We start from the raw sequence: 21,274 nt of genomic DNA, 5'->3' as shown, positions 1-21,274 counted from the left end.
CGGCGGTGTCTGCGCTGTGCGGGCACGCCGATCGGGGCCGTACCGGTGGCGGAGGCATCCGTGACTGACGCATCCGTGCCTGACACACCTGTGTGGGGCGCACCCGTGCTCATCTGCCGAACGCTACCGGCCCCGGCGCGGACCGACCAGAGGTCTGGACCAATCGCCCCGACCGGTCACCCGCTACGGCTGCGGCAGCGCGTTCCTGACGAACCGCCAGACGATCTCCAGCAGCACGCCCGCCCCCACGCCGATCAGCGCGCCCGTCAACGGGTCCCGCACACCGACCAGTTGCAGCTGGAAGAAGTTCTGCGCCCACGGCACCGTCATCACCAGCACGAAGCCGAGCGCCATCGCCGCCACCAGCACGACCTTCCACAGCGCGTACGGCCGCGCGATGATCGCCAGCACCCACAGCGCCACGATGAACAGCGTCAGCGTCGCCGTACTGGTGTCGGCCACCTGGCCGGTGGCGGGGTCGGACCGCGCCAGCATGTAGGAGGTGAACGCCGCCGCGCCCGCGATGATCCCCGCCGGGACGGCGAAGCGCAGCACCCGCTTGACGAACCCCGGCCGCGCCCGCTCGTTGTTGGGCGCCAGCGCAAGGAAGAAGGCCGGCGTGCCGATCGTCAGCGCGCTCAGCACGGTCGAGTGTCGCGGCAGGAACGGGTACGGCACCTGGCAGATGATCGTGGCCAGCGCCAGCAGCATCGCGTACACCGTCTTGACCAGGAAAAGGTTGGCGACCCGCTCGATGTTGCCGATCACCCGGCGTCCCTCGGCCACCACCAGCGGCAGCGTGGAGAACCGGTTGTCCAGCAGCACGATCTGGGCCACCGCCCGGGTCGCCTCGCTGCCCGAGCCCATCGCCACGCCGATGTCCGCGTCCTTCAGCGCCAGCACGTCGTTGACGCCGTCGCCGGTCATCGCGACATGGTGCCCGCGCGACTGCAACGCGCCGACCATGTCCCGCTTCTGCTGCGGCGTGACCCGGCCGAAGACGGAGTGGCGCTCGACGGCGTCGGCGAGGGCCGGGGTCTTCTCCTCCGGCAACCGCCGGGCGTCCATCGGGTCGTCCGCGCCCGGCAGCCCGAGGGATCCGGCCACCGCGCCGACCGACAGCGCGTTGTCGCCGGAGATCACCTTGGCGGAGACGTTCTGCCGCTCGAAGTAGCGCAGCGTCTCCGCCGCGTCGGGCCGGACCCGCTGCCGCAGCACCACCAGCGCCTGCGGCATCAGGCCGCGCGCCGGATCCGGGTCGTCCAGTGAGGTGGGGGTGCGACCCAGCAGCAGCACCCGCAGTCCCTGCGCGCCGAGCTCGTCCGCCTCGGCCAGCGCCGGATGCCCGGCGGGCAGCAGCACGTCCGGCGCGCCCAGCAGCCAGGTGGCGACCTGCCCGTCCGGCTCGGCCAGCTCGGCCCCCGACCACTTGCGCGCCGAGGAGAACGCCGCCGCCTCCCGCACCGCCCAGCCGTCCGGCGCCGCGTAGACGTCCATGATCGCCTGCATGCTGGCGTTGGGCCGCGCGTCGGCCGTGCCGAGCGCGCCGAGCGCCCGCTCCGCCGTCTCGGGCCGCGCGCCGTCCAAGGGCGTCAGCCGCTCCACGTCCATGCCGCCCTCGGTGAGGGTGCCGGTCTTGTCCAGACAGACGGTGTCCACCCGGGCCAGCCCCTCGATCGCAGGCAGCTCCTGCACCAGGCACTGCCTGCGCCCGAGCCGCACCACGCCGATCGCGAAGGCGACCGAGGTCAGCAGCACCAGCCCCTCGGGCACCATCGGCACGATCCCGGCCACCATCCGCCGGATCGCCTCGCGCCAGTCGCTGCCGTTGACGTAGAGCTGGCTGAGCGCGAGCCCGATCGCGGTCGGGATCAGCAGGTAGGTGACGTACCGCAGGATGGTGTTGATGCCGCTGCGCAGCTCCGACTCGACCAGCGTGAACCGGCTCGCCTCCTCGGCCAGCTGCGCGGCGTAGGCCGCCCGTCCGACCTTGGTGGTGGTGAACGCGCCGCCCCCGGCCACCACGAAGCTGCCGGAGAGCACCGGGTCGCCCGGATGCTTGAGCACCGGGTCCGCCTCACCGGTCAGCAGCGACTCGTCGACCTCCAGCCCCTCGGCCTCGGCCACCTCGCCGTCCACCGTGATCTTGTCGCCGGACCCCAGCTCGACCAGGTCGCCCAGCACGATCTCGGCGTTGCTCAGCTCCCGGGTGGCCCCGTCGCGGCGGACCCGCGGCTTGGCCTCGCCGATTACCGCCAGGTTGTCCAGGGTCTGCTTGGCCCGCAGCTCCTGGACAATCCCGATGCCGGTGTTGGCGACGATGATGAAGCCGAAGAGCCCGTCCTGGATCGGCCCGACGATCATGATGACGACGAACAGCGTCCCGATGATCGCGTTGAACCGGGTGAAGACGTTGGATCGGACGATCTCGCCGGTCGACCGGCTGGAGCGCAGCGGTACGTCGTTGACCTCGCCTCTGGCGACACGCTCCGCGACCTCGGCCGTGCTGAGTCCGGTGCGGGTGGGAAGCGTGCTGGTCATAGCGCCGACCCTAGGCGGGGGGTTCCTCCGTCGCCTGCTGGGCGCGCCGCGCGGCGGCGTCGCGACGGATCGCGTCGCGCCGCCTGCGGCAGTACCAGATCCCTAGCAGCCCGAGCGCGAATCCGGCCAGGCAGATCCACGGCCAGTTGCCCTTGCCGTGCGCCGAAAGCGAGCTGTGGAACGGGATCAGCACGAGGAAGCCGAGCAGCCACAGCACCGTCCCGCCGGTGACGATGGCGACGTCGTTGGCCTCCATCGGCGGCGCGGCGGGCAGCTTTGCGGTCTTCTTCACGAGCCCGGGCATCTTCACAGTCCTGAGCGTACCGCTTTGTGTTTTCCTCCAATCTACGCGCGCAGATGGCCAAAACATTTTGTTTATTTGATACTGGACGAGATCGAACGACAGAGCGGTCCGCCGTGCCCGTGTGACCTCGCCCGCCGAGGCGAGGCGCTGACCGGGCCGCGCAGACTGAATGCGCTAGGAACCTGCTCCATGACCTCGTCGGCCTCTGCCACGACCGCGCCCGCTGACCCGGGATCTCAGCCACCGCGCAACGCGCTGGACGCCTGGTTCAAGATCTCCGAGCGGGGGTCGAACTTCGCCCGGGAGATCCGCGGCGGTGCCGCCACGTTCTTCGCGATGGCGTACATCATCGTGCTCAACCCGATCATCCTGTCCTCCGCGACGGACAAGTTCGGCCACCACCTCAGCAGCGGCCAGCTGGTCACCGCCACGGTGGTCACCGGCGGGTTCACCACGCTGCTGATGGGCGTCTTCGCCAACGTCCCGATCGCGCTCGCCGCGGGCCTGGGCGTCAACAGCGTCGTCGCGCTCCAGCTCGCGCCCAAGATGACCTGGCCCGACGCCATGGGCATGGTGGTGCTGGCCGGCATCGCGATCATGCTCCTGGTCGCCACCGGCCTGCGCGAACGCGTCATGGCCGCGGTCCCGCTCAGCCTGCGCAAGGCCATCGCCATCGGCATCGGCCTCTTCATCGCCCTGATCGGCATGGTCGACGGCGGCTTCGTCACCCGCATCCCCGACGCCGCCCACACCACGGTCCCGCTCCAGCTCGGCGGCAACGGCCACCTGAACGGCTGGCCGACCTTCGTCTTCGTCGTGGGCACGCTGCTGACGCTGATCCTGATCGTCCGCAAGGTCCCGGGCGCGATCCTGATCTCCATCGTGGTCGCCACGGTGCTGGCCATGATCATCGACAAGACGGCGCACGTCCCCGCCGACAGCTGGGGCCTGACCGTCCCGGCCCTCCCGCACAACCTGGTGGCGACGCCCGACTTCGGCCTGATCGGCAAGGTCAGCCTCTTCGGCGGCTTCAGTCAGGTCGGCGTGCTGACCGGGGTCCTCTTCGTCTTCACCGTGCTGCTGTCCTGCTTCTTCGACGCCATGGGCACGGTCCTGGGCGTGGCCGAGGAGGCCCACCTCCTCGACAAGCAGGGCAACCTGCCGGGCATGAACAAGGTGCTGATGATCGACGGCATCGCCACCCTGACCGGCGGCGCCACCTCCAGCTCCGCGGGCACCTGCTTCGCCGAGTCCACGACGGGCGTCGGCGAGGGCGCCCGCACGGGCCTGGCCAGTGTCGTCACCGGCCTCTTCTTCGTCGCGGCCCTCTTCCTCACCCCGCTGGCCACCATGGTCCCGACCCAGGCCGCCACCCCGGCACTGCTGGTCGTCGGCTTCCTGATCATGTCCAGCGGCATCGGCCAGATCAACTGGTCCGACTTCACCATCGCCATCCCGTCGTTCCTGACGATGGTGATCATGCCGTTCACGTACTCGATCACTAACGGTATTGGGATCGGATTCGTCGTCTTCTGCATCCTGCGCATCGCCACGGGGCGCTGGCGCGAGGTGCCGGCCGCGCTGTACGTGGTCGCTGCGGTGTTCACGTTCTACTACCTGATGCCGGCGCTGGGGATCGGGCAGTGACCTGCGCTTGAGCACGACAAGGGCCCGTCCGTCAGTGTTGAACCTGGCGGACGGGCCCTTGGCTTTGCCGATGTCGGGCAGCGGACTTGCTGAGCACGCGTCGCCCGCGTCCGCCTTGGGGCGTTCCTATTGGAACGAGGTGCCCAGGTAGATGCCGCCCAGTGACCACGGACCGCAGTTGGTGGAGGTCCACCACAGGTTTCCGTTGTACCCGCCGTGGATGGCGGTGTTCGGGGCTGGTCCGAGCCCAACTGCGATGTGCTGTTGGCGGTTCCGTGACACCCGCAGAGGTCGCAGGCCAGGTCTGGCAGGGGCTGAAGACGGCGCGAACTCCAGCTGAGCGGGACTTCCTCCAGGCCGTCGGAGAGGAGTACCACGTGGACTACATCTCTGTTGCGGCACCCGAGTCTGTTGCGGCACCCGAGGCGTTCGGTGCCTGGGAAGCCGACCTGCGGGCCGCTGCGGTTCGGCTCGTTCGGATCCCTCTGCCTGAATATCCATCAGGAGAATCAGGGATGCCGGTTCACCGCCGCAGTCACTAGATCGTCCCTGTTCAGCGGCCGAATGATCGCTGGCTGAGGTCTGTGCGTGCTGCTAGGTTGCACCGACTTGATCGAACTGATGGAACTGAGGATGTCTGGTGCGGACCTGCATGGCTGCCAGGCTGCTGGTCACGCTGGCGGCGGGGGGTCTTGTCGTCTCCTGCGGTGGCCCGGCCAAGCCGACTTCGGACTCGTCAGCCGAGTCACCGCCCATGCCGGTCACGCAACTCGGGGCGCGTCTCCTTCCCGGGGCGCTGCCTGACGGCTGGACCTCGCACCCGGATCCGTCCATGACGCAGACCGGCCCCGCGGATCCCTCTGGTCTGCCGCAGGGGTGCGACGTCATGTACGGGGAAGACATCGTGGCCGAGGCCACGGCGTCGGCGGTTTCCTCGGTGGGTGCGGACTTTCAAGGTGGACGTAGTCCCGAGGGCGGCGTCATCCCTGGAGGGGAGACGCTGTACGCCTTCTCCGGCGGTGGAGCAGTTCGGGCGATGCAGGCGATCCGGACCCTGGTCAGCACGTGCAGGACGGTCTCGGTGAAGAGCGGCGTGGCGATCAGCACCTGCAGCTTTGCCAACGGCTCAGGACCGCGCCTCGGCGACGAAAGTCTTGTGGTTCGGGCCGATGTCGCGTACAGCAACTTTCCAGGAGTCGTCCAGTACGCGGATGCGACCGTGGTGCGGGTCGGTAGCACGCTGGTCGAACTCCACTCCATCGCCATGAGCCGTTCGGAAGTCGATGCGATCGAGTCGCTGATGCCGATCGCTGTGGCGCAGTTGACGTCGGCCCACCCCAAGCCGGTCGGCGCACCGGAAGCAGGTGGCCTGGGGTGAGTCCGGGCTGCCACGCCCCCGGACAGTGTCATGAAACTCGCGGCGAGCCGGGAAGCCTACGCGTTTCATCGCTACGGGTCTCATCGCCTCTGTGGTCGCTGTTTCGGCAGCGGAGCCCAAAGCTCACGTCATGCCATTCCGCGGCGTAAGTGATCTGAGCGTCCGGCCGCCCGTCAGTGGGCGGTGACCACGGCGACGACCACCAGCCCGGCCAGGCCGAGGAGGCAGGCCAGGCCGGCTGTCTGGGCATGGGTGTGGCCCAGCGGCTCGTGGCGGCGCATGTGGATCTGCCGCGCGCGCCAGAGCAGGTAGCCGACCACCATGGCGGCGACGGACAGCAGGATCAGATAGCTCGTCAGCGCCAGCCGGAGCGCCTGAGGGGGTCACCCCGCTCAGCCGCAGCACCGCGAGAGCCCCGGCGAGCAGCGCCAGCGAGGTGCGGGACCAGGACAGGAACGTGCGCTCGTTCGCCAGCGTCGCCCGGTAGTCGGGCTCTTCGCCCTCCTCCCACCAGCGCCGCCCGGCGGGAGGAGGCGTCGCGGACTCGCCCTCGTCCGGCCGGGGTGTCTGCTCGGGCACCGCCCACTCCTCGCTCGTCGATCGGCTCGGTTCAGTTCTCGGGTTGCCGGATCGGGCCGACTCTGCGGCTGCGCGCGGTGACCGGCGTGACGGCGCTCTCGCGCAGGCCGCGCGTCGCCGTGGCGGCCGCCTTCGCCCGCTCGTACCACCGCCCGTAGCGGCCCGCGAGCGTCGCCGCGGAAGCCCCGTGAAGCAGCACGCTCAACCCGACAGTGATCGCCACAACCTGGCTGATCAGCTCCACCCCGTGGACCGGCTCCTCCGCGACGAGCAGCCCGAACGCGACCGACGCGAGGCCCCGCGGGCCGAACCAGCCCACGTACGCCACCGTCGGCGGCCTGAGTCCGCTGCCGGTCAGGGCGAGCGCGACCGGAACCATCCTGACCACGGTGAGGCTGAGCACGGAGTAGCCGACGATCCGCCAGCTGAGGTGCTGCAGGGCCGGACCGAGCAGTACGGCGCCGAAGAACATCAGGCTCAGGACGGCCAGCAGGCCGGCCAGGTCCTCGGCCGTCTCGGTCGTCCGGGACACTTGCAGGGGCCCGGCTTCTGCTCCGGCTTTCCCGGTGCCGGGGACGGGGACGGGGCTGCGCAGGGACCGTGCGAAGGCGAAGCCCGCCACCCAGGCCGCGATGAAGCCGCTCCCTTGGGTGACCACGGCCACCGTGTACGCGCCGAAGGCCACCGCGAGCACGTAGATCTGGCGCCATTCGGCGGTGACCCAGCCGTGCTCGTGCGACAGCGTCAGGAGTCGCCCGCCGACACCACCGATCACCAGACCGACGACGGGACTGAGCAGCAGAGTGCTCGTAATGGTCCTCGCCATGCCCTCGTGCGCGTACGAGGTGCCGGGGGTGGCGGCCAGAAAGAGCACGAAGAACGGCAGTACCAGCCCGTCGTTCAGTCCGCTCTCCACGTTCAGCGTCTGCCGCACCAGGCTCGGCACACGGGGATCGGATATGGCGCTCTTGCCCAGGGCCGCGTCGGTCGGGGCGAGGATCGCGGCGACCAGCGCGAACTCCCAGACGGTCAGCCCCGGAAGGAGCGGCCAGGCCAGCAGCCATCCCGCTCCGATGGTGAGGACCAGCCCGATCGACAGCAGCCGGCCCGCCAACGAGCCCTCGCTGCGCAGCTCCGCCGGGCGCACGGTGGTGGCGTCGGTGAAGAGCACCAGCGTCAGAGCACCTTCGACCAGCGTGCGCAGCTCCGCGCTGTCCTGGCGCAGACTCACCAGGTCCAGGCCGACCGGGCCGAGCAGGATTCCGAAGCCGACGAACACCATCGCGGCGGACACCGGCGTGGACGCCAGCCGTCGCGACGTGAGCGCGTAGGCGGCGGCGATCCCCGCGACCGCGACTCCGGTCCAGGCGGTGTCACTCACCGAACCCCGCCCGACGGCGCAGGCGACTGCTTCTGTACGGCTGGCTGCTTATGCCGGTCACTACACCGATCCCCACGCGCACTGCGGGAACAATCCTGTCCGCCAACTCTGCGGCAGCCGACGACGCCGCGCCCGTACCGACACGTCCTCCCGGCCGGTTGGGAGTGCAGCGGGTCCGAGCCGCAGGCGGACAGCGGGTCCGAGCCGCAGGTCAGGCCGCCAGGACGTGGTCCTTCGCCCGCCGGTACTCCTCCTCGGTGATGTCGCCGTGCTGACGAAGCTCCGCGAGCTTGCTCAGCTCGTCCGCCGGGCTCGTGCCTGCCGGCGTGGTTCCGGCGGCGGCTTCCTGGACGTAGGCGCGGAAGTTCGCCTCGGCGTCCTCGGACGCCTTGACCTCGCGCTTGCCCATGCTCTTGCCGCGCGCGATCAGGTAGACGAGCACGCCCACGAACGGCAGGACCAGGACGAACACCGACCAGCCGGCCTTCCCCCAGCCGCTGACCGAGTCGTCCCGGAACAGGTCGGTGAAGACCCGGAAGAGCAGGAAGAACCACATGATCCACAAGAAGACCCACATGGTGGTGAAGAAAACATTCAGCAGCGGATAGTTCATGGCCGTCTCCTCACAACCGCCTGCTCACCACCGCCTGTTCTCCGGGCGCGCAGACGTCGCCGACTTGCTCTCCCTCCATTGGCGCACGCGAGGCGGTACCCCGCACGCCCGAACGGGTGACACAGGTGACATGGGGCGCGCACGGAGCGTCCTACGGACGGACGAATGCCCCACCCGCGCGGATCAGCACCTGTCGCCGACCCGTCGCGGGGCGGCTTTGCTGGCCACGAAGACGTAGACGAAGACGAGACGAAGAAGAACTCGACGAAGACGGTTGATCTGATCACGGCCGCTGACTCGCATCGCCCGACGCCCCAGAAACGGAAGCCGACCCCGAAGGGCAGATCATGACCAGCCGCCCCAACATCCTCCTGATCGTCACCGACGAGGAGCGCGTCTCCCTGCCACGGCCGGAGGGCTACTCCCTCCCCGCCAGGGAGCGGATCGCCGCCCGAGGCACCACCTTCGACAACTACTACACCGCCTCGGCCATGTGCAGCTCCGCCCGCTCCGTCATCTACACCGGGCAGCACCTGCCCGTCACCGAGATCTACGACAACGACAACATGCCGTACATCCGCTCGCTCAACCCCGAGTTGGGCACCCTCGGCACGATGCTGCGCTCGGCCGGCTACTACTGCACCTACCAGGGCAAATGGCACCTCTCCAACGCCTACGTCACGCCCGAGAACCCCGGACCCACGACGGACGCGCTGGAGCCCTACGGGTTCAGCGAGTTCAACGACTGGGGCGACATCGACGGCGGCGCCTGGGCCGGACTCAAGCTGGACCCGGTCATCGCCGGCCAGGCGGTCCGCTGGCTGCGCAACCGCGCGCCCGTCGTCAGCCAGGACCAGCCCTGGTTCATGGCCGTCAACTTCGTCAATCCGCACGACATCATGAGCTTCGACTACGGCGGACGGCCGCAGGTCCAGCTCCCGTTCGGGCTCGCCCACGCGGTGGTGGCGCGCGCGGCGGCCAATATCCCCGTCTACCAGCGCCGTTGGGACTTCGACCTGCCGGACAGCCTGAACGACGACCTCTCCGGTGCGGCCCCGGCCGTCGCGGAGTACGCCCGGATGCTCGACACCGTCTTCGGCCCCGTCGCCGACGAGCGGCACTGGCGAGACGGCCTGAACTTCTACCTCAACGCCATCCGCGACGTGGACCGCAGCATCGAGTTCGTCCTGGACGCGCTGGAGGCATCGGGCCAGGCGGAGCGCACCGTCGTCGTCTTCACCTCCGACCACGGCGAGATGGCCGGCTCCCACGGCCTGCGCCAGAAGGGCAACCTGGTCTACGACGAGAACTTCCACGTCCCGTTCATCCTGACCCACCCGGACGTGCCCGGCGGGGTCCGCACGGAAGCCCTCGCGTCCGCCGTCGACCTGGCCCCGACGCTCCTTGAAGCCGCCGGTCTCGACGCGGCCGCGGTCTCCGGCCGCCATCCGGCGCTCAAGGGCAGTTCGCTGCTGCCGACCCTGCACGGGCAGTCGGTGCGCGACGGGGTGCTGACCGCCGTGGAGTCGATCACCACGCTGGACGCCTCCTTCTGGTTCGAGTTCGCCGACCCGGAGGCTCCCAAGCGCATCGCCTCCGGAGACCTGCGCCCGGACTGGGACAAGCGCGGCTTCCTGCGCGGCTACACCGACCGGCGCTACACCTTCGGCCGCTACTTCTCCCCGCTGCGCCCCAACCGCCCGTCCGACACCGAAGCGCTCCTGGCCGACAACGACGTCGTCCTCTACGACCGGCAGCAGGACCCGGCGGAGCTGCACAACCTGGCGCTGGACCCGGCGCACCGGGACCTCGTCGACCGCTACCGGGCCCTGCTGGAGAACCTCATCGACGCCGAGATCGGCGCGGACACCCGGGCCTGGGTCACCGAACGCCCCCGCCTGCTGGGCTGGCCCACCTGGCACGGCGACACCGACCGCCCCGACGCGCTCGCGGCGGGACAGGCGGGGTAGGTGGGGTAGGCGGGCAGGCGGTAGGCGGGCTAGACGGGACAAGCGACCCCCCAGCTTCCGAAGGCTCATTCCTAGCTATGTTCTGACTCCAGGCCGTGTTCGCGTCGGTGGGTACGCCGGGCGGAGTTGCCTCGGTCACAGCGGGCGCAATCGCGTTTCGTTAGCAAAGGTAATGAGCTAAGGTAATCAATATGCCTGAGTTGCGGGAGTCGAACGGTGCCAGTGGTGCCGACGACGCTGGAGCCGATGCGGTCGCAGTGGCAACGCTGCGCTCCGCTGTGATGCGGCTTGCCCGACGGTTGCGCAATCAACGGGTGGAGGAGTCCCTCACGCCCACCGAGATGCAGGTCCTCGCCACGCTCGCGCGGTGCGGGAGTGCCACCCCGGGGGAGCTCGCCAAGCGCGAGCATGTGCAACCGCCGTCGATGACGCGGATCATCGCGATGCTGGAGGAGAAGGGCCTGGTGCGGCGGGAACCGCATCCCCAGGACCGCCGACAGGTCGTCGTGAGCAGTACCGAGCAGGCCGAGAGCATTCTCGACCAGAGTCGGGCCAAGCGTGACGCCTGGCTCGCCGATCTCGCGTCCGGCCTGACCGAGGAGGAGTGGGCGGTGCTGCGCGCAGCCGCGCCCGTCCTCGAACGTCTCGCGCAGCTCTGAGGCATCGGAGGAGAGAAGAGAAGGACAATCGCACAGGGGACGCACGCTTTGATTTCGTCGCACGGAGAGACTGAGAACACCCAAGCCAAGACGAACGACAACACCCGCAGCACCCGCGCCGCAACCAGCACTGCCAGCACGGACGGCGCCAGTAGTACCAGCAGCAACGGCAGTACCAGCAGTAACGGCAGTACCAGCAGTAACGGCAGCAACAGCACGACCTGCACCATCAGCAGCACCACCGACGAGGTCGGCGACGGAGCCGACAGCGCCGGCGACCCAGCCAACGCCGCCAGCAGGAGTGCTGCCGGCGGCGCACAGGGGAAGCGCGGCGGGATGTTCTCCGCCCTGAGCAACCGCAACTACCGCTACTTTTTCGCTGGTCAGGTCGTCTCCAACTCGGGGACCTGGATCCAGCGCGTCGCGCAGGACTGGCTGGTGCTCAGCCTCACCGGCAGCACCTTCGCGGTCGGCATCACCACGGCCATGCAGTTCCTTCCCGTGCTGCTCTTCGGCCTCTTCGGCGGTGTGATCTCGGACCGCTTCCCGAAGCGGCAGCTGCTGATGTTCACCCAGGGTGCGATGGGCTTCCTGGCCGCCGCCCTCGCCGTACTGACCCTCGCCGGAGTCGTCCGCGCCGAGCAGATCTACGTCTTCGCCTTCCTGTTGGGCCTGGTGACGGTTGTGGACAACCCGGCCCGGCAGACCTTCGTGGTCGAGATGGTCGGCAAGCGCGACCTCGCCAACGCGGTCAGCCTCAACTCGGCCAACTTCCAGACGGCCCGGCTGATCGGCCCCGCCATCGCGGGTGCGCTGATGGCCGCGGTCGGTCCGGGCTACGCGTTCGCCGTCAACGCCGCGTCGTTCGGCGCGGTCATCCTCGGCCTGATGGCGATGCGCAGCAGCGAGCTGGTCCGCACGCCGCGACTCCCTCGAGAGAAGGGCCAGTTGAGGGAGGGCCTGCACTTTGTGGCGGAGCGTCCCGACCTGATCTGGCCGATCGTGCTGGTGGGCTTCATCGGTACCTTCGGCTTCAACTTTCCGACCGTGCTGTCCGGTTTCGCCTACTCGGTCTTCCATGTCGGTCCCGGCCTGTACGGTCTCCTCAACACCGCTCTGGCGGTGGGCTCGTTGGTCGGCGCCCTGCTGGCGGCGCGCCGCTCCCGTCCGCGCCTGCGCCTGCTGGTGGGTGCGGCCCTCGGGTTCGGCCTGCTGGAGGCACTGGCCGGATTCGCCCCGGACTACTGGACGTTCGCTGTCCTGCTGACGGTCGTCGGCCTGCTCGGCCTGACCTTCAACACCGCTGCGAACGCCATGGTCCAGCTGCGCACCGCCCCTGAGATGCGCGGCCGCGTGATGAGTCTGTTCATGATGGTGTTCGCGGGCGGCACGCCGCTGGGCGCACCGGCCGTCGGCTGGCTGACCCAGCAGTACGGCCCCCGAATCGGGCTGCTGGCCTGCGGGTTGGTCTCGGCGGCGGCAGCCGGCGTGATCGGGCTGGTGCTCGCCCGCGTGGGCAACCTCCGGCTTCGGCTGGACCTGCTCCACGGGTTCGGACACGAGGGTCGGGTCGTCGCGCTCGTGCCGCGGTAGAGGTCACAAACCGGGTCTGAGCTGGGGTTTTTCACTCGTGTGAGTGATGGCTTCAGCTTGGTCCCGGAGTGGCGCGGTGCCATAATTGTTCTATGGACGCCTCGATGTTCGGGGGCGGGTGTGATGACGGTGATGGCGTCCATGGGTGGGGTGGTTCCCCGGAGTCCCAGGGTTCGTCGTCTGGTTCGGATTCCCGGCTCCCTTCAATTCCCCCTTCTGTTCCTTCTCCCTCGCCTGCTGGTGATGACTGGCTGGGTTTGCCGCAGGACGCGGCTGGCTCCCGGTTCGTCGCGGGCACGCCGTTGTCTTCGCGTCAGGCGCGGTTCACCGATCCCCTTCGGACTCTTCCCGGGTGCGCGCGTCAGTTGTTGACCGCCCTGGACGACGAGGGTGATGGCGCGCTGTTGGACGCGGGTGTGGATTTCCTCGCGGAGCAGTTCCTGGCGCTTGAGCGGTTGTCGGAGATGCTGGATGCGCAGAAGTTGCGTCGTCTGGCGGTGTTCGACCGCGTGGGCGGCGCTACTGCGGTGCGGTGTCGTTCGACCAAGGGGTTCCTGCGCACGCATGCGCAGATGGGCCAGGGTCACGCGAACCGGCTCGTGAACCTGGCGCGGGACTTGGACAAGCTTCCGACGATCCGTCAGGCCCAAGCCGAAGGCACGCTGTCGACGGACCAGGTCGAGATCCTCGCGAAGGAGCTCGCCCCGATCGAGGACACCTCAGCCCGCCATCAGGCGGAGGTGTTGATGGTGCAGCAGACCCCGAAGCTCCACCTTGCCCACGTCCGTCAGGCGGCGAAGCAGATCCACGCCCACCTCGTCCCCGAGCAGGATGTGGACGCGGCGGTGGTTCCGGCGGTGTTCCAGTCCTGGGTCAAGCTGTCCGCGACGGGTACCTCGGATCGGCCGTTCTGGGTCCTGTCCGGTGAACTGTCGCCGGTGGCGGGGGAGAAGCTGCGGGTCGCCTTGGAGGCGGCGATGGGTACCCCGGTCGAGGGTGAGACCCGAACCCACTCCGAGCGTATGGGCGACGCGATGGAGAGTGTCGCGGATCTGGCGTTGGGTTCGGACAGGCTGCCGACGACGGGTGGGCAGCGTCCGCACCTGACCCTGATCGCCGACCTCGACGCCCTGCGGGAGTCCTGCCCCACCCACCCCGCCCTCGCCACCGACGACGGCGATGAGCTCTCCGGGCTTCTCCGGCCGAAGGCGGCGGCGACCACGACGCGTGGTTACCAGCTCCCCGCCTGGCAGGCCCGCAAGGAGGCGTGTGACTGCCAGCTCCGCGTCATCCTCACGCGCGGGCAGGACAAGCCGGTCTCCATCGGCCGCGCGACCCGCACCGTCCCCGCCCATCTGCGGGATGCGGTCGTCGCCCGGGACCGGCACTGCGTGTGGCCCGGCTGCGACCGACCATCCACCTGGTGCGAAGCCCACCACGTGACCCACTGGGCCGACGGCGGCGAAACCAGCTTGGGCAACCTCGCCCTGCTCTGCAACGAGCACCACACCGATCTCCACCAGACCGGCTGGGAACTCGAAATGAGGAACGGCCGACCCCACGCCGTCCCACCGCCGGACACCCCACCCCCACCCAACACCCGCTACCCCCACCGCAACTAGACAACGAGCCCGCCGACCAGCCGCCACCCACCCCGGGAAGCGGCCCATCGGCACGCCCGCACGTCTATGCCACGTGCATCGCGAAGAGCATCCCCGGCCAGTCCGGGCCGGTCTCCCTCTGGACCGTGAACGGCTCGACCTCCTTGAAGCCCTGGCTGGCGTACCAGCGCTTCAACCGGCCGTCGTCGCCCGCGAAGCAGTCCACGCGCATCAGCCCGTGACCGCGTCGGCGCGCCTCCTCCTTCGCGGTGGCGATGAGCAGACCGCCGACGTTCTGGCCCTTGAACTCACGCGAGGTGGCCAGCAGGTTGATGAAGAGCTCGGGCTCCTCGGCCGGGCGGATGTAGGCGCCGGGGGTCTCCGAGACCGAGAGGATTCCGGCGATCTCGCCGCCCTCGGTCTCCGCGACGCGCAGCTCGCGGCGGGCGATGCGGTCGGTGATCAGGTTCACCCGCGCCGGGACGGCGGACCAGTACGTGGTTCCCCACTGAGCGGTACGGCCCAGGGAGAGCAGCCAGTCCATGATGCCGTCCATCATCGCGAGCACGCCCGTGGCGTCCTCGGGACCGGCCAATCGGATCCGCAGCGACGGTTCGGACGTAGCCATGGATTCTGCTGACGAGACGTTCATCCCACTGGTCATGCGCTTCGTTCTACCACTGACGACCAGTTCCGCGCGGGTGTCTCCCGTCCGGCTGGTGGGCGCTGGCGTGGACGGGTGTTTCGCATGGGGCGGGGTTCGGCGAGACTGCGGGAATGAGACTCTTCCTGGCCGTCGTGCCGCCCGATTCGGTGCTGCAGGAGCTGGACGCTGCCGTGCGTCCGCTGCGTCGGCTGCCGCAGGGAGCGGGGTTGCGGTGGACGGCCCTGGAGACGTGGCATCTGACGCTCGCGTTTCTCGGGCACGTGGACACCGAGCAGCTCGCGGCGCTGGAGCCGCGCCTCGCGCACGTGGCGCACGAGCACCCGGCGCACACCCTGCGGATCACCGGCGGGGGCCGGTTCGGGGACCGGGCGTTGTGGGCCGGAGTGGGCGGCGAGACCAAGGTGCTGCACCGTGTGGCCGAGGAGGTCGGCGACGCGGCCCGGCGCAGTGGGATCGCGGTGGACGACCGCCCGTTCCGCGGGCATCTGACCCTGGCCCGCAGCGGCTCGGCGCGCGCGGATCTGCGTCCGTTCGCGCGTGAGCTGGAGGAGTACGAGGGCACGCAGTGGACGGCCGGGTCGATCCACCTGATCCGTAGTTACCTGGGTGCCGGTCCGGTCCGGTACGAGACGCTTCAGGAGTGGACGCTCACGGCCGACAGCTCGGTCGGGTAGCCGTCGCCGACCGGTTCCACCATCGCGGCGGGACCCGCCGGACGCAGCCACCGGCGGCAGAGGAGCAGCAGTACCGCTCCCGCAGTGATTCCGGCGCAGGCGACCAGTGCCGCCGCGCGCAGCGAGCCGCCCACGACCGTTCCCGAAGCGGCGGAGCCGAGTGCGTTGCCGGTGGCGAAGACCGTGACCAGCCAGGCGAACGCCTCCGTCGTGGTCCCTGCCGGGGCGAGCTCGGCTATCAGGACGAAGGCGGCGGCCAGCAGCGGAGCCAGACCGAGGCCGGAGAGGGCGGCGGCCAGGCTCATGCCCAGCGGGCCCGGAACGGTGAGCAGCGGGAGGTAGCAGACGGCCATGCCCGCGGCCAGCGCCCAGGTCCGGGTGGAGGTGGGCCACTTCCAACGGACCGCGCCGTAGGCGAGCGCACCGAGCAGACCGGCGAAGGCGGCCAGGGCGAGCAGCAGTCCGGTGCCGCCCGGCAGGCCGTGGTGCTCCTGGGCGTAGGCGACGAAGAGGATGTTCTGTCCGCCGACGGACCAGCCCGTCCCGGCGAAGGCGAGCAGGAGCAGCACCAGGCCGCGGGACCGCAGCGGTCCGAGCCAGTGGTGGCGTGAACCCTCGCCCCCGGGTGTGCCGTCGGCCGAGGAATGCGCCGCACGCTCAGCCGGACGCCAGGCGCGGGCGGGGCCGGAGGTGGCCACGATCAGCGTCCCGGCCAGGCCCAGGCCGGCCGCGAGCCAGAGCGCGGCGCGTGCGGGGCCGAACGCGGCGATGCCCGCGACCAGCAGCGGACCGGCGACGTAGAGGAGTTGCTGCGAGGCGGAGTCCAGCGCGTAGGCGGTCTCCAACTGGTCCTCGTCGACGATGTCGGGCCACAGCGCGCGCAGGCAGGGCTCCAGCGGCGGCATGGCGAGACCGGCCAGCGCGGCTCCGGCCATGGCCAGCGCTGCCGAGCCGGGGGCCAGCGCGAGCAGGACATAGCCGCAGGCGGCGACCACGGCCGAGGAGAGCAGCACCCGTGGCTGGCCGAGCCGGTCGACGGCGCGGCCGAGGACCGGACCGCCGATGGCCGCGGCGATCGCGTAGCAGGCGGTGGTCAGCCCGATCTGGGCGTACCCGGCTCCGGCGGCGCGCAGGGCCAGCGCGATGGCCACGACGGTCATGCCCGCGGGCAGGCGTCCGGTGAGGGTACCGGCGAGCAGGCGGGTGACGAGCGGGGCGCGGAGCACGGAGAGATAGCCCATGGTGATTGAAGTTATACGTATAACCTACAGCTGTCCAGCGGGCGAACCGTGGGTGGCCCTGCTGCTGGCGCTGTCCGACGGACGCTGACCCTGTCGACTGGGGCTGCCTGGACGCGACCGAGAACGGCGAATTTGCGACCGCGCCTGTTCCGGAAATGGTCGGCCGAGTCGGCGGCTGACTCGGGGGGACTGGATCGGCGGCTGAGTCCGGGGCTGGATCGGCGGCTGAGTCAGCAGTCGGCAGGACCTCGGCCCCGAGGAGCCGCAAAAGGCAGAGGGCCTCGCCCCGCGCAATGCGGGGCAGGCCCTCTTGGGTACTGCTTAGGCGTGAATGACTCTCGGGAAGTCAGTCAGTCCGGGCTGATCAGACCGGCGTGACGTTCTCCGCCTGCGGGCCCTTCGGGCCCTGGGTGACGTCGAACTCGACGGGCTGGTTCTCCTCCAGCGAGCGGAAGCCGCTCGAGTTAATGGCGGAGTAGTGGACGAAGACATCGGGGCCGCCGCCGTCCTGGGCGATGAAGCCGAAGCCCTTCTCGGCGTTGAACCACTTGACGGTTCCGGTCGCCATACCGTTCTCCTTGCGAGGGACGTAAAGGACGCCACACCTCGTGGCATCCGGTCCGCTGCGCTGATTGCCCCGAGTGCCTTCGTGCCTTCAGCTACTTCTTTGCAAAAGCCCTGAAAACCACAGAAGCCCGCGGTCACATGTGCTCCGCAGGCTTCAGTACTGCATGGGAAATCAAACTGCAACTGAAGAAACCCTAGCACGCAGGCCCGGCCCCGACCAGGGTGATCCACGCCGCGGGTCTACTGTTCTTCGGGTGGACACCGAACAGCAGGACACCGCACCGGGGGACAAGACTCACGCACAGCGGCCGCGGGTGGGACACATCCAGTTCCTGAACTGCCTGCCGCTCTACTGGGGGCTCGCCCGTACGGGCAGCCTTCTCGATCTGGACCTGACCAAGGACAATCCGGACAACCTCAACGATGCGCTCGTCGCCGGGCAGCTCGACATCGGGCCGATCTCCTGCGTCGAGTACCTGCGTCACGCCGACCAGTTGACGGTGCTGCCGGACATCGCCGTCGGCAGCGACGGGCCCGTCATGTCGTGCCTGATCGTCACCGAGCTGCCGCTGGAGGAGCTGGACGGCCGCCGGGTCGCCCTGGGCTCGACCAGCAGGACGTCGGTGCGGCTCGCGCAGCTGCTGTTGGCCGAGCGGTTCGGCGTCCAGCCCGAGTACTACACCTGCCCGCCGGACCTCAGTTCGATGATGCAGGAGGCAGACGCGGCGGTGCTGATCGGTGACGCCGCGCTGCGGGCGTCGCTGCACGACGCGCCCCGGCTCGGCCTCCAGGTCCACGACCTCGGCGCGATGTGGAAGGAGTGGACGGGGCTCCCGTTCGTCTTCGCCGTCTTCGCGGCCCGGCGCGACTACCTCGCCAAGAACCCCGAGGTGGTGGGTGAGGTGCACCGGATGTTCCTGGAGTCGCGGGACCTCTCCATGGAGGAGATCGACAAGGTCTGCGAGCAGACCGCCCGTTGGGAGGCGTTCGACGCGGCGACGCTGCGGCGCTACTACACCGGCGCGCTGGACTTCAGCTTCGGCGAGCGCCAGCTGACGGGTATGCGCGAGTTCGCCTCCCGGGTCGGCCTCGGCACGGAGCACGTGGAGCTGTTCGCTCCGTGATCTGAGGGCTGACGGCTGCTGACCTGAGGCCGGCCGGCTGTCCGACGGGGGTGCGCGTCCGACCGGGTGTGCCCCACCGGATCCGAAAAGGCGCTGGCGTAGGCTGGCGGGGTGACCACGCCCGCAGCAGACACCAGCGCCACCCTCCAGGAAGTCCTCGACCGCGCCGCGGTCGGCGGGCGCATCAGCGCCGAGGAGGCGCTGGAGCTCTACCGCCACGCGCCGTTGCACGCGCTCGGCGCGGCGGCGGACGCCGCACGTCGGCGGCGGTACGCCGGGACCGAGCACATCGCGACGTACATCATCGAGCGCAACATCAACTACACCAACGTCTGTGTGACGGCGTGCAAGTTCTGCGCCTTCTACGCCGCGCCCAAGGACACCGAGAAGGGCTGGTCCCGCGACCTCGACGAGATCCTGCGCCGCTGCGCGGAGACGGTCGAGCTCGGCGGCACCCAGATCATGTTCCAGGGCGGCCACCACCCGGACTACGGCGTCGAGTACTACGAGCGCGCCTTCGCCGCCATCAAGAAGGACTTCCCGCAGCTGGTGATCCACTCCCTCGGCGCGTCCGAGGTCGATCACATGGCGCGGATCTCCGGTGTCTCCGCCGAGGAGGCGATCAAGCGGATCCACGCCGCCGGTCTCGACTCCTTCGCCGGTGCGGGCGCCGAGTTGCTGCCGGAGCGTCCGCGCAAGGCGATCGCGCCGCTCAAGGAGTCCGGCGAGCGCTGGCTGGAGATCATGGAGCTGGCCCACACCCTGGGCGTCGAGTCCACCTCCACCATGCTGATGGGCACCGGCGAGACGAACGCCGAGCGGATCGAGCACCTGCGGATGATCCGCGAGGTGCAGGACCGCACCGGCGGCTTCCGCGCGTTCATCCCGTACACCTACCAGCCGGAGAACAACCACCTGAAGGGCCGCACTCAGGCGACGCTCTTCGAGTACCTGCGGCTGATCGCGGTGGCCAGGCTCTACCTGGACAACGTCGCGCACATCCAGGGTTCCTGGCTGACAGTCGGCAAGGAGATGGGCCAGCTCTCGCTGCACTACGGCGCCGACGACCTCGGCTCCGTGATGCTGGAGGAGAACGTCGTCTCCTCGGCGGGCGCCAAGCACCGCTCCAACCGGACGGAGCTGATCCAGCTCATCCGCTCGGCGGGCCGCGTCCCGGCGCAGCGGGCGACCACCTACGAGCACCTGGTCGTCCACGACGACCCGGCCAACGACCCGGTGGACGACCACGTCTTCTCGCACATCGCCTCGACGGCGATCGAGGGCGGCACGGCGCACCCCGAGCTGAAGCTGCTGAACAGCAACTGACGTCGTCTGTGAGCTGACCTGTGTTCACGATTCATACGGGGGCGGACGGCAGCGCCGTGGCGGTCGAGCGCGAGCGCGTTGTCGCCCTGGCTGACGTCGACGCGCTGCGCGCCGCGTACCCCGGTGCGCGTGTGCGCGAATGGCCGGGCGAGGTGCGTGCGGGGGAGGCCTGGGACGGGCCGCTGCCGGACGCGCCCAGCCCGCGTGAGCGGGTGCACACGCTGCTGTTGCGTGGGGTGACGGCGGTGGCGGGCCGATCGCTGGACGAGGACCCGGCGTTGGCCCCGGCCGCCGCCCGGGTCGGGCTGCCGGTCGGGTCGCCCGCCCGGCTCGCGCCCGGCGCCCGCGCCGACTTCGCCGTCTTCGCCGAGGACGGCAGCTGCCTGGCCACCGTCCTCGGCGGACGCCTCGTCCACCGGCGGGCCTGAACACGTGCCGACCTGAACGCGTGCCGACCTGAACACGTGCTGACCTGAAGGCGTGCAGAACTGAACGGGCGCTGACCTGAACGCGTGCCGACCGGCGCGCCCGAAGACCCCGCTCTGCGGCAGTACCTGTGAGCAAGAGGAGAATGACCGCGTGACCCGAGCCTCCCTGGACAAGCAGCCGCACGAGGTCGCGTCGATGTTCGACGACGTCGCGGCGAAGTACGACCTCACCAACGACGTGCTGTCGCTGGGCCAGACGCGCCTGTGGCGCCGTGCCGTCGCCCGCGCCGTGGACGCGCGCCCGGGGCAGCGGGTGCTCGACCTGGCCGCCGGGACCGCGACCTCCTCGGTGCCGTTCGCCGAGGCGGGCGCGACCGTGGTGCCGTGCGACTTCTCGATCGGCATGCTGCGCGAGGGCAAGCGCCGGCACCCCGAACTCCCGCTGACCGCAGGGGACGCGACCCGGCTGCCGTTCGCCGACGACGTCTTCGACGCGGTGACCATCTCGTTCGGGTTGCGCAACGTGCAGGACACCGACACGGCGCTGCGCGAGATGCTGCGCGTGACCAAGCCCGGTGGGCGGGTGGTGATCTGCGAGTTCAGCCACCCGACGTTCGCGCCGTTCCGGACGGTCTACACCGAGTACCTGATGCGTGCGCTGCCGCAGGTGGCCACCGCGGTGAGCAGCAACCCGGACGCGTACGTCTACCTCGCCGACTCGATCCGCGCCTGGCCCGACCAGCCGGCGTTGGCCGTGCTGTTGCAGCAGGCCGGGTGGGAGCGGGTGGCCTGGCGGAACCTCACCGGCGGAATCGTCGCCCTGCACCGGGGGATCAAGCCCGGTGCGAAGCCTGGCGCCAAGGTTGGTGCGAAGCCTGGTGCCGAGCCCGGTGCCGAGCCCACCGCTCATTAGACTCAAGCCGATCCCCAGCCTCCCCAGCCGAAGTCAGGAGTCCAGGTTGAGCACGACCAGCATCCAGG

The 21,274-nt window shown here is 69.8% G+C and carries 19 protein-coding genes; 11 read left to right on the top strand and 8 right to left on the bottom strand.

What is annotated here, in order from left to right; translation table 11 throughout:
* Positions 1–183 precede the first annotated feature (183 nt).
* Both I2501_RS08430 and I2501_RS08425 read right to left on the bottom strand, forming a co-directional pair.
* Positions 184–2,541 (bottom strand): cation-translocating P-type ATPase, encoded by a 2,358-nt coding sequence (locus I2501_RS08430; protein ID WP_196193240.1) that lies wholly within the window; start codon positions 2,539–2,541, stop codon positions 184–186.
* 10 nt (positions 2,542–2,551) lie between these two features.
* Positions 2,552–2,833, bottom strand: a complete 282-nt coding sequence (locus I2501_RS08425; RefSeq protein ID WP_328806271.1) for a DUF2530 domain-containing protein — start codon at positions 2,831–2,833, stop codon at positions 2,552–2,554.
* A gap of 201 nt (positions 2,834–3,034) precedes the next feature.
* On the opposite strand from I2501_RS08425, the gene I2501_RS08420 reads away from it, so the two are divergent.
* Both I2501_RS08420 and I2501_RS08415 read left to right on the top strand, forming a co-directional pair.
* Entirely contained in the window at positions 3,035–4,492 is a 1,458-nt protein-coding gene (locus I2501_RS08420) for an NCS2 family permease (protein ID WP_196193238.1), read from the top strand.
* Positions 4,493–5,324: 832 nt separating this feature from the next.
* The gene (locus tag I2501_RS08415; protein WP_196193237.1) at positions 5,325–5,870 is read left to right on the top strand and encodes a hypothetical protein; all 546 of its coding nucleotides are present in this window, start codon (positions 5,325–5,327) and stop codon (positions 5,868–5,870) included.
* Between the two features lie 123 nt (positions 5,871–5,993).
* Here the strand turns inward: I2501_RS08415 and I2501_RS41060 are convergent, their stop codons facing one another.
* The 3 genes from I2501_RS41060 to I2501_RS08400 all read right to left on the bottom strand — a co-directional run bounded on the left by I2501_RS41060 (position 5,994) and on the right by I2501_RS08400 (position 8,443).
* On the bottom strand, positions 5,994–6,449 hold the full coding sequence (locus I2501_RS41060) for a DUF202 domain-containing protein (RefSeq protein WP_196193236.1): 456 nt from the start codon (positions 6,447–6,449) through the stop codon (positions 5,994–5,996).
* Between the two features lie 31 nt (positions 6,450–6,480).
* Complete coding sequence (locus tag I2501_RS08405) at positions 6,481–7,830, bottom strand: cation:proton antiporter (protein WP_196193235.1); 1,350 nt, start codon at positions 7,828–7,830, stop codon at positions 6,481–6,483.
* A 211-nt stretch (positions 7,831–8,041) separates the two neighbouring features.
* A complete protein-coding gene (locus I2501_RS08400; RefSeq protein ID WP_196193234.1) occupies positions 8,042–8,443 on the bottom strand; it encodes an SHOCT domain-containing protein in 402 nt (133 codons plus the stop codon).
* Positions 8,444–8,790: 347 nt separating this feature from the next.
* On the opposite strand from I2501_RS08400, the gene I2501_RS08395 reads away from it, so the two are divergent.
* From I2501_RS08395 to I2501_RS08380, 4 genes are all read left to right on the top strand, one after another.
* On the top strand, positions 8,791–10,413 hold the full coding sequence (locus tag I2501_RS08395) for a sulfatase-like hydrolase/transferase (protein ID WP_196193233.1): 1,623 nt from the start codon (positions 8,791–8,793) through the stop codon (positions 10,411–10,413).
* 191 nt (positions 10,414–10,604) lie between these two features.
* Positions 10,605–11,072 (top strand): MarR family winged helix-turn-helix transcriptional regulator, encoded by a 468-nt coding sequence (locus I2501_RS08390; protein WP_196193232.1) that lies wholly within the window; start codon positions 10,605–10,607, stop codon positions 11,070–11,072.
* Between the two features lie 336 nt (positions 11,073–11,408).
* Entirely contained in the window at positions 11,409–12,665 is a 1,257-nt protein-coding gene (locus I2501_RS08385; RefSeq protein WP_196193621.1) for an MFS transporter, read from the top strand.
* Between the two features lie 92 nt (positions 12,666–12,757).
* On the top strand, positions 12,758–14,287 hold the full coding sequence (locus I2501_RS08380) for an HNH endonuclease signature motif containing protein (protein ID WP_196193231.1): 1,530 nt from the start codon (positions 12,758–12,760) through the stop codon (positions 14,285–14,287).
* Between the two features lie 64 nt (positions 14,288–14,351).
* On the opposite strand, the gene I2501_RS08375 is transcribed toward I2501_RS08380, so the two are convergent.
* Positions 14,352–14,894 (bottom strand): GNAT family N-acetyltransferase, encoded by a 543-nt coding sequence (locus tag I2501_RS08375; protein WP_196193230.1) that lies wholly within the window; start codon positions 14,892–14,894, stop codon positions 14,352–14,354.
* A 149-nt stretch (positions 14,895–15,043) separates the two neighbouring features.
* Here I2501_RS08375 and thpR point away from each other — a divergent pair, with 149 nt between their 5' ends.
* Complete coding sequence (gene thpR, locus I2501_RS08370) at positions 15,044–15,607, top strand: RNA 2',3'-cyclic phosphodiesterase (protein WP_196193229.1); 564 nt, start codon at positions 15,044–15,046, stop codon at positions 15,605–15,607.
* On the opposite strand, the gene I2501_RS08365 is transcribed toward thpR, so the two are convergent.
* Positions 15,568–16,848: an MFS transporter gene (locus I2501_RS08365; protein ID WP_196193228.1), complete on the bottom strand. Its 1,281-nt coding sequence runs from the start codon at positions 16,846–16,848 to the stop codon at positions 15,568–15,570. The genes thpR and I2501_RS08365 overlap by 40 nt on opposite strands.
* Before the next feature lie 364 nt (positions 16,849–17,212).
* Complete coding sequence (locus I2501_RS08360) at positions 17,213–17,416, bottom strand: cold-shock protein (protein ID WP_196193227.1); 204 nt, start codon at positions 17,414–17,416, stop codon at positions 17,213–17,215.
* A 253-nt stretch (positions 17,417–17,669) separates the two neighbouring features.
* Here I2501_RS08360 and I2501_RS08355 point away from each other — a divergent pair, with 253 nt between their 5' ends.
* The 4 genes from I2501_RS08355 (at position 17,670) to I2501_RS08340 (ending at position 21,206) form a co-directional block, all read left to right on the top strand.
* On the top strand, positions 17,670–18,539 hold the full coding sequence (locus tag I2501_RS08355; RefSeq protein ID WP_328806270.1) for a menaquinone biosynthetic enzyme MqnA/MqnD family protein: 870 nt from the start codon (positions 17,670–17,672) through the stop codon (positions 18,537–18,539).
* 111 nt (positions 18,540–18,650) lie between these two features.
* On the top strand, positions 18,651–19,865 hold the full coding sequence (gene mqnC, locus I2501_RS08350) for a cyclic dehypoxanthinyl futalosine synthase (protein WP_196193225.1): 1,215 nt from the start codon (positions 18,651–18,653) through the stop codon (positions 19,863–19,865).
* Between the two features lie 20 nt (positions 19,866–19,885).
* The gene (locus tag I2501_RS08345; protein ID WP_196193224.1) at positions 19,886–20,293 is read left to right on the top strand and encodes a hypothetical protein; all 408 of its coding nucleotides are present in this window, start codon (positions 19,886–19,888) and stop codon (positions 20,291–20,293) included.
* Between the two features lie 151 nt (positions 20,294–20,444).
* Positions 20,445–21,206 carry a demethylmenaquinone methyltransferase gene (locus tag I2501_RS08340; protein ID WP_196193223.1) on the top strand — a complete coding sequence of 254 codons (762 nt, stop codon included), beginning with the start codon at positions 20,445–20,447 and terminating at the stop codon, positions 21,204–21,206.
* The last annotated feature ends 68 nt before the right edge of the window (positions 21,207–21,274 follow it).

The organism is Streptacidiphilus fuscans (assembly GCF_015690355.1).
Taxonomy (GTDB): Bacteria; Actinomycetota; Actinomycetes; order Streptomycetales; family Streptomycetaceae; genus Streptacidiphilus; species Streptacidiphilus fuscans.
The sequence above is the reverse complement of the archived record's forward strand: the minus strand, read 5'-3'. Positions and strand labels throughout refer to the sequence as shown.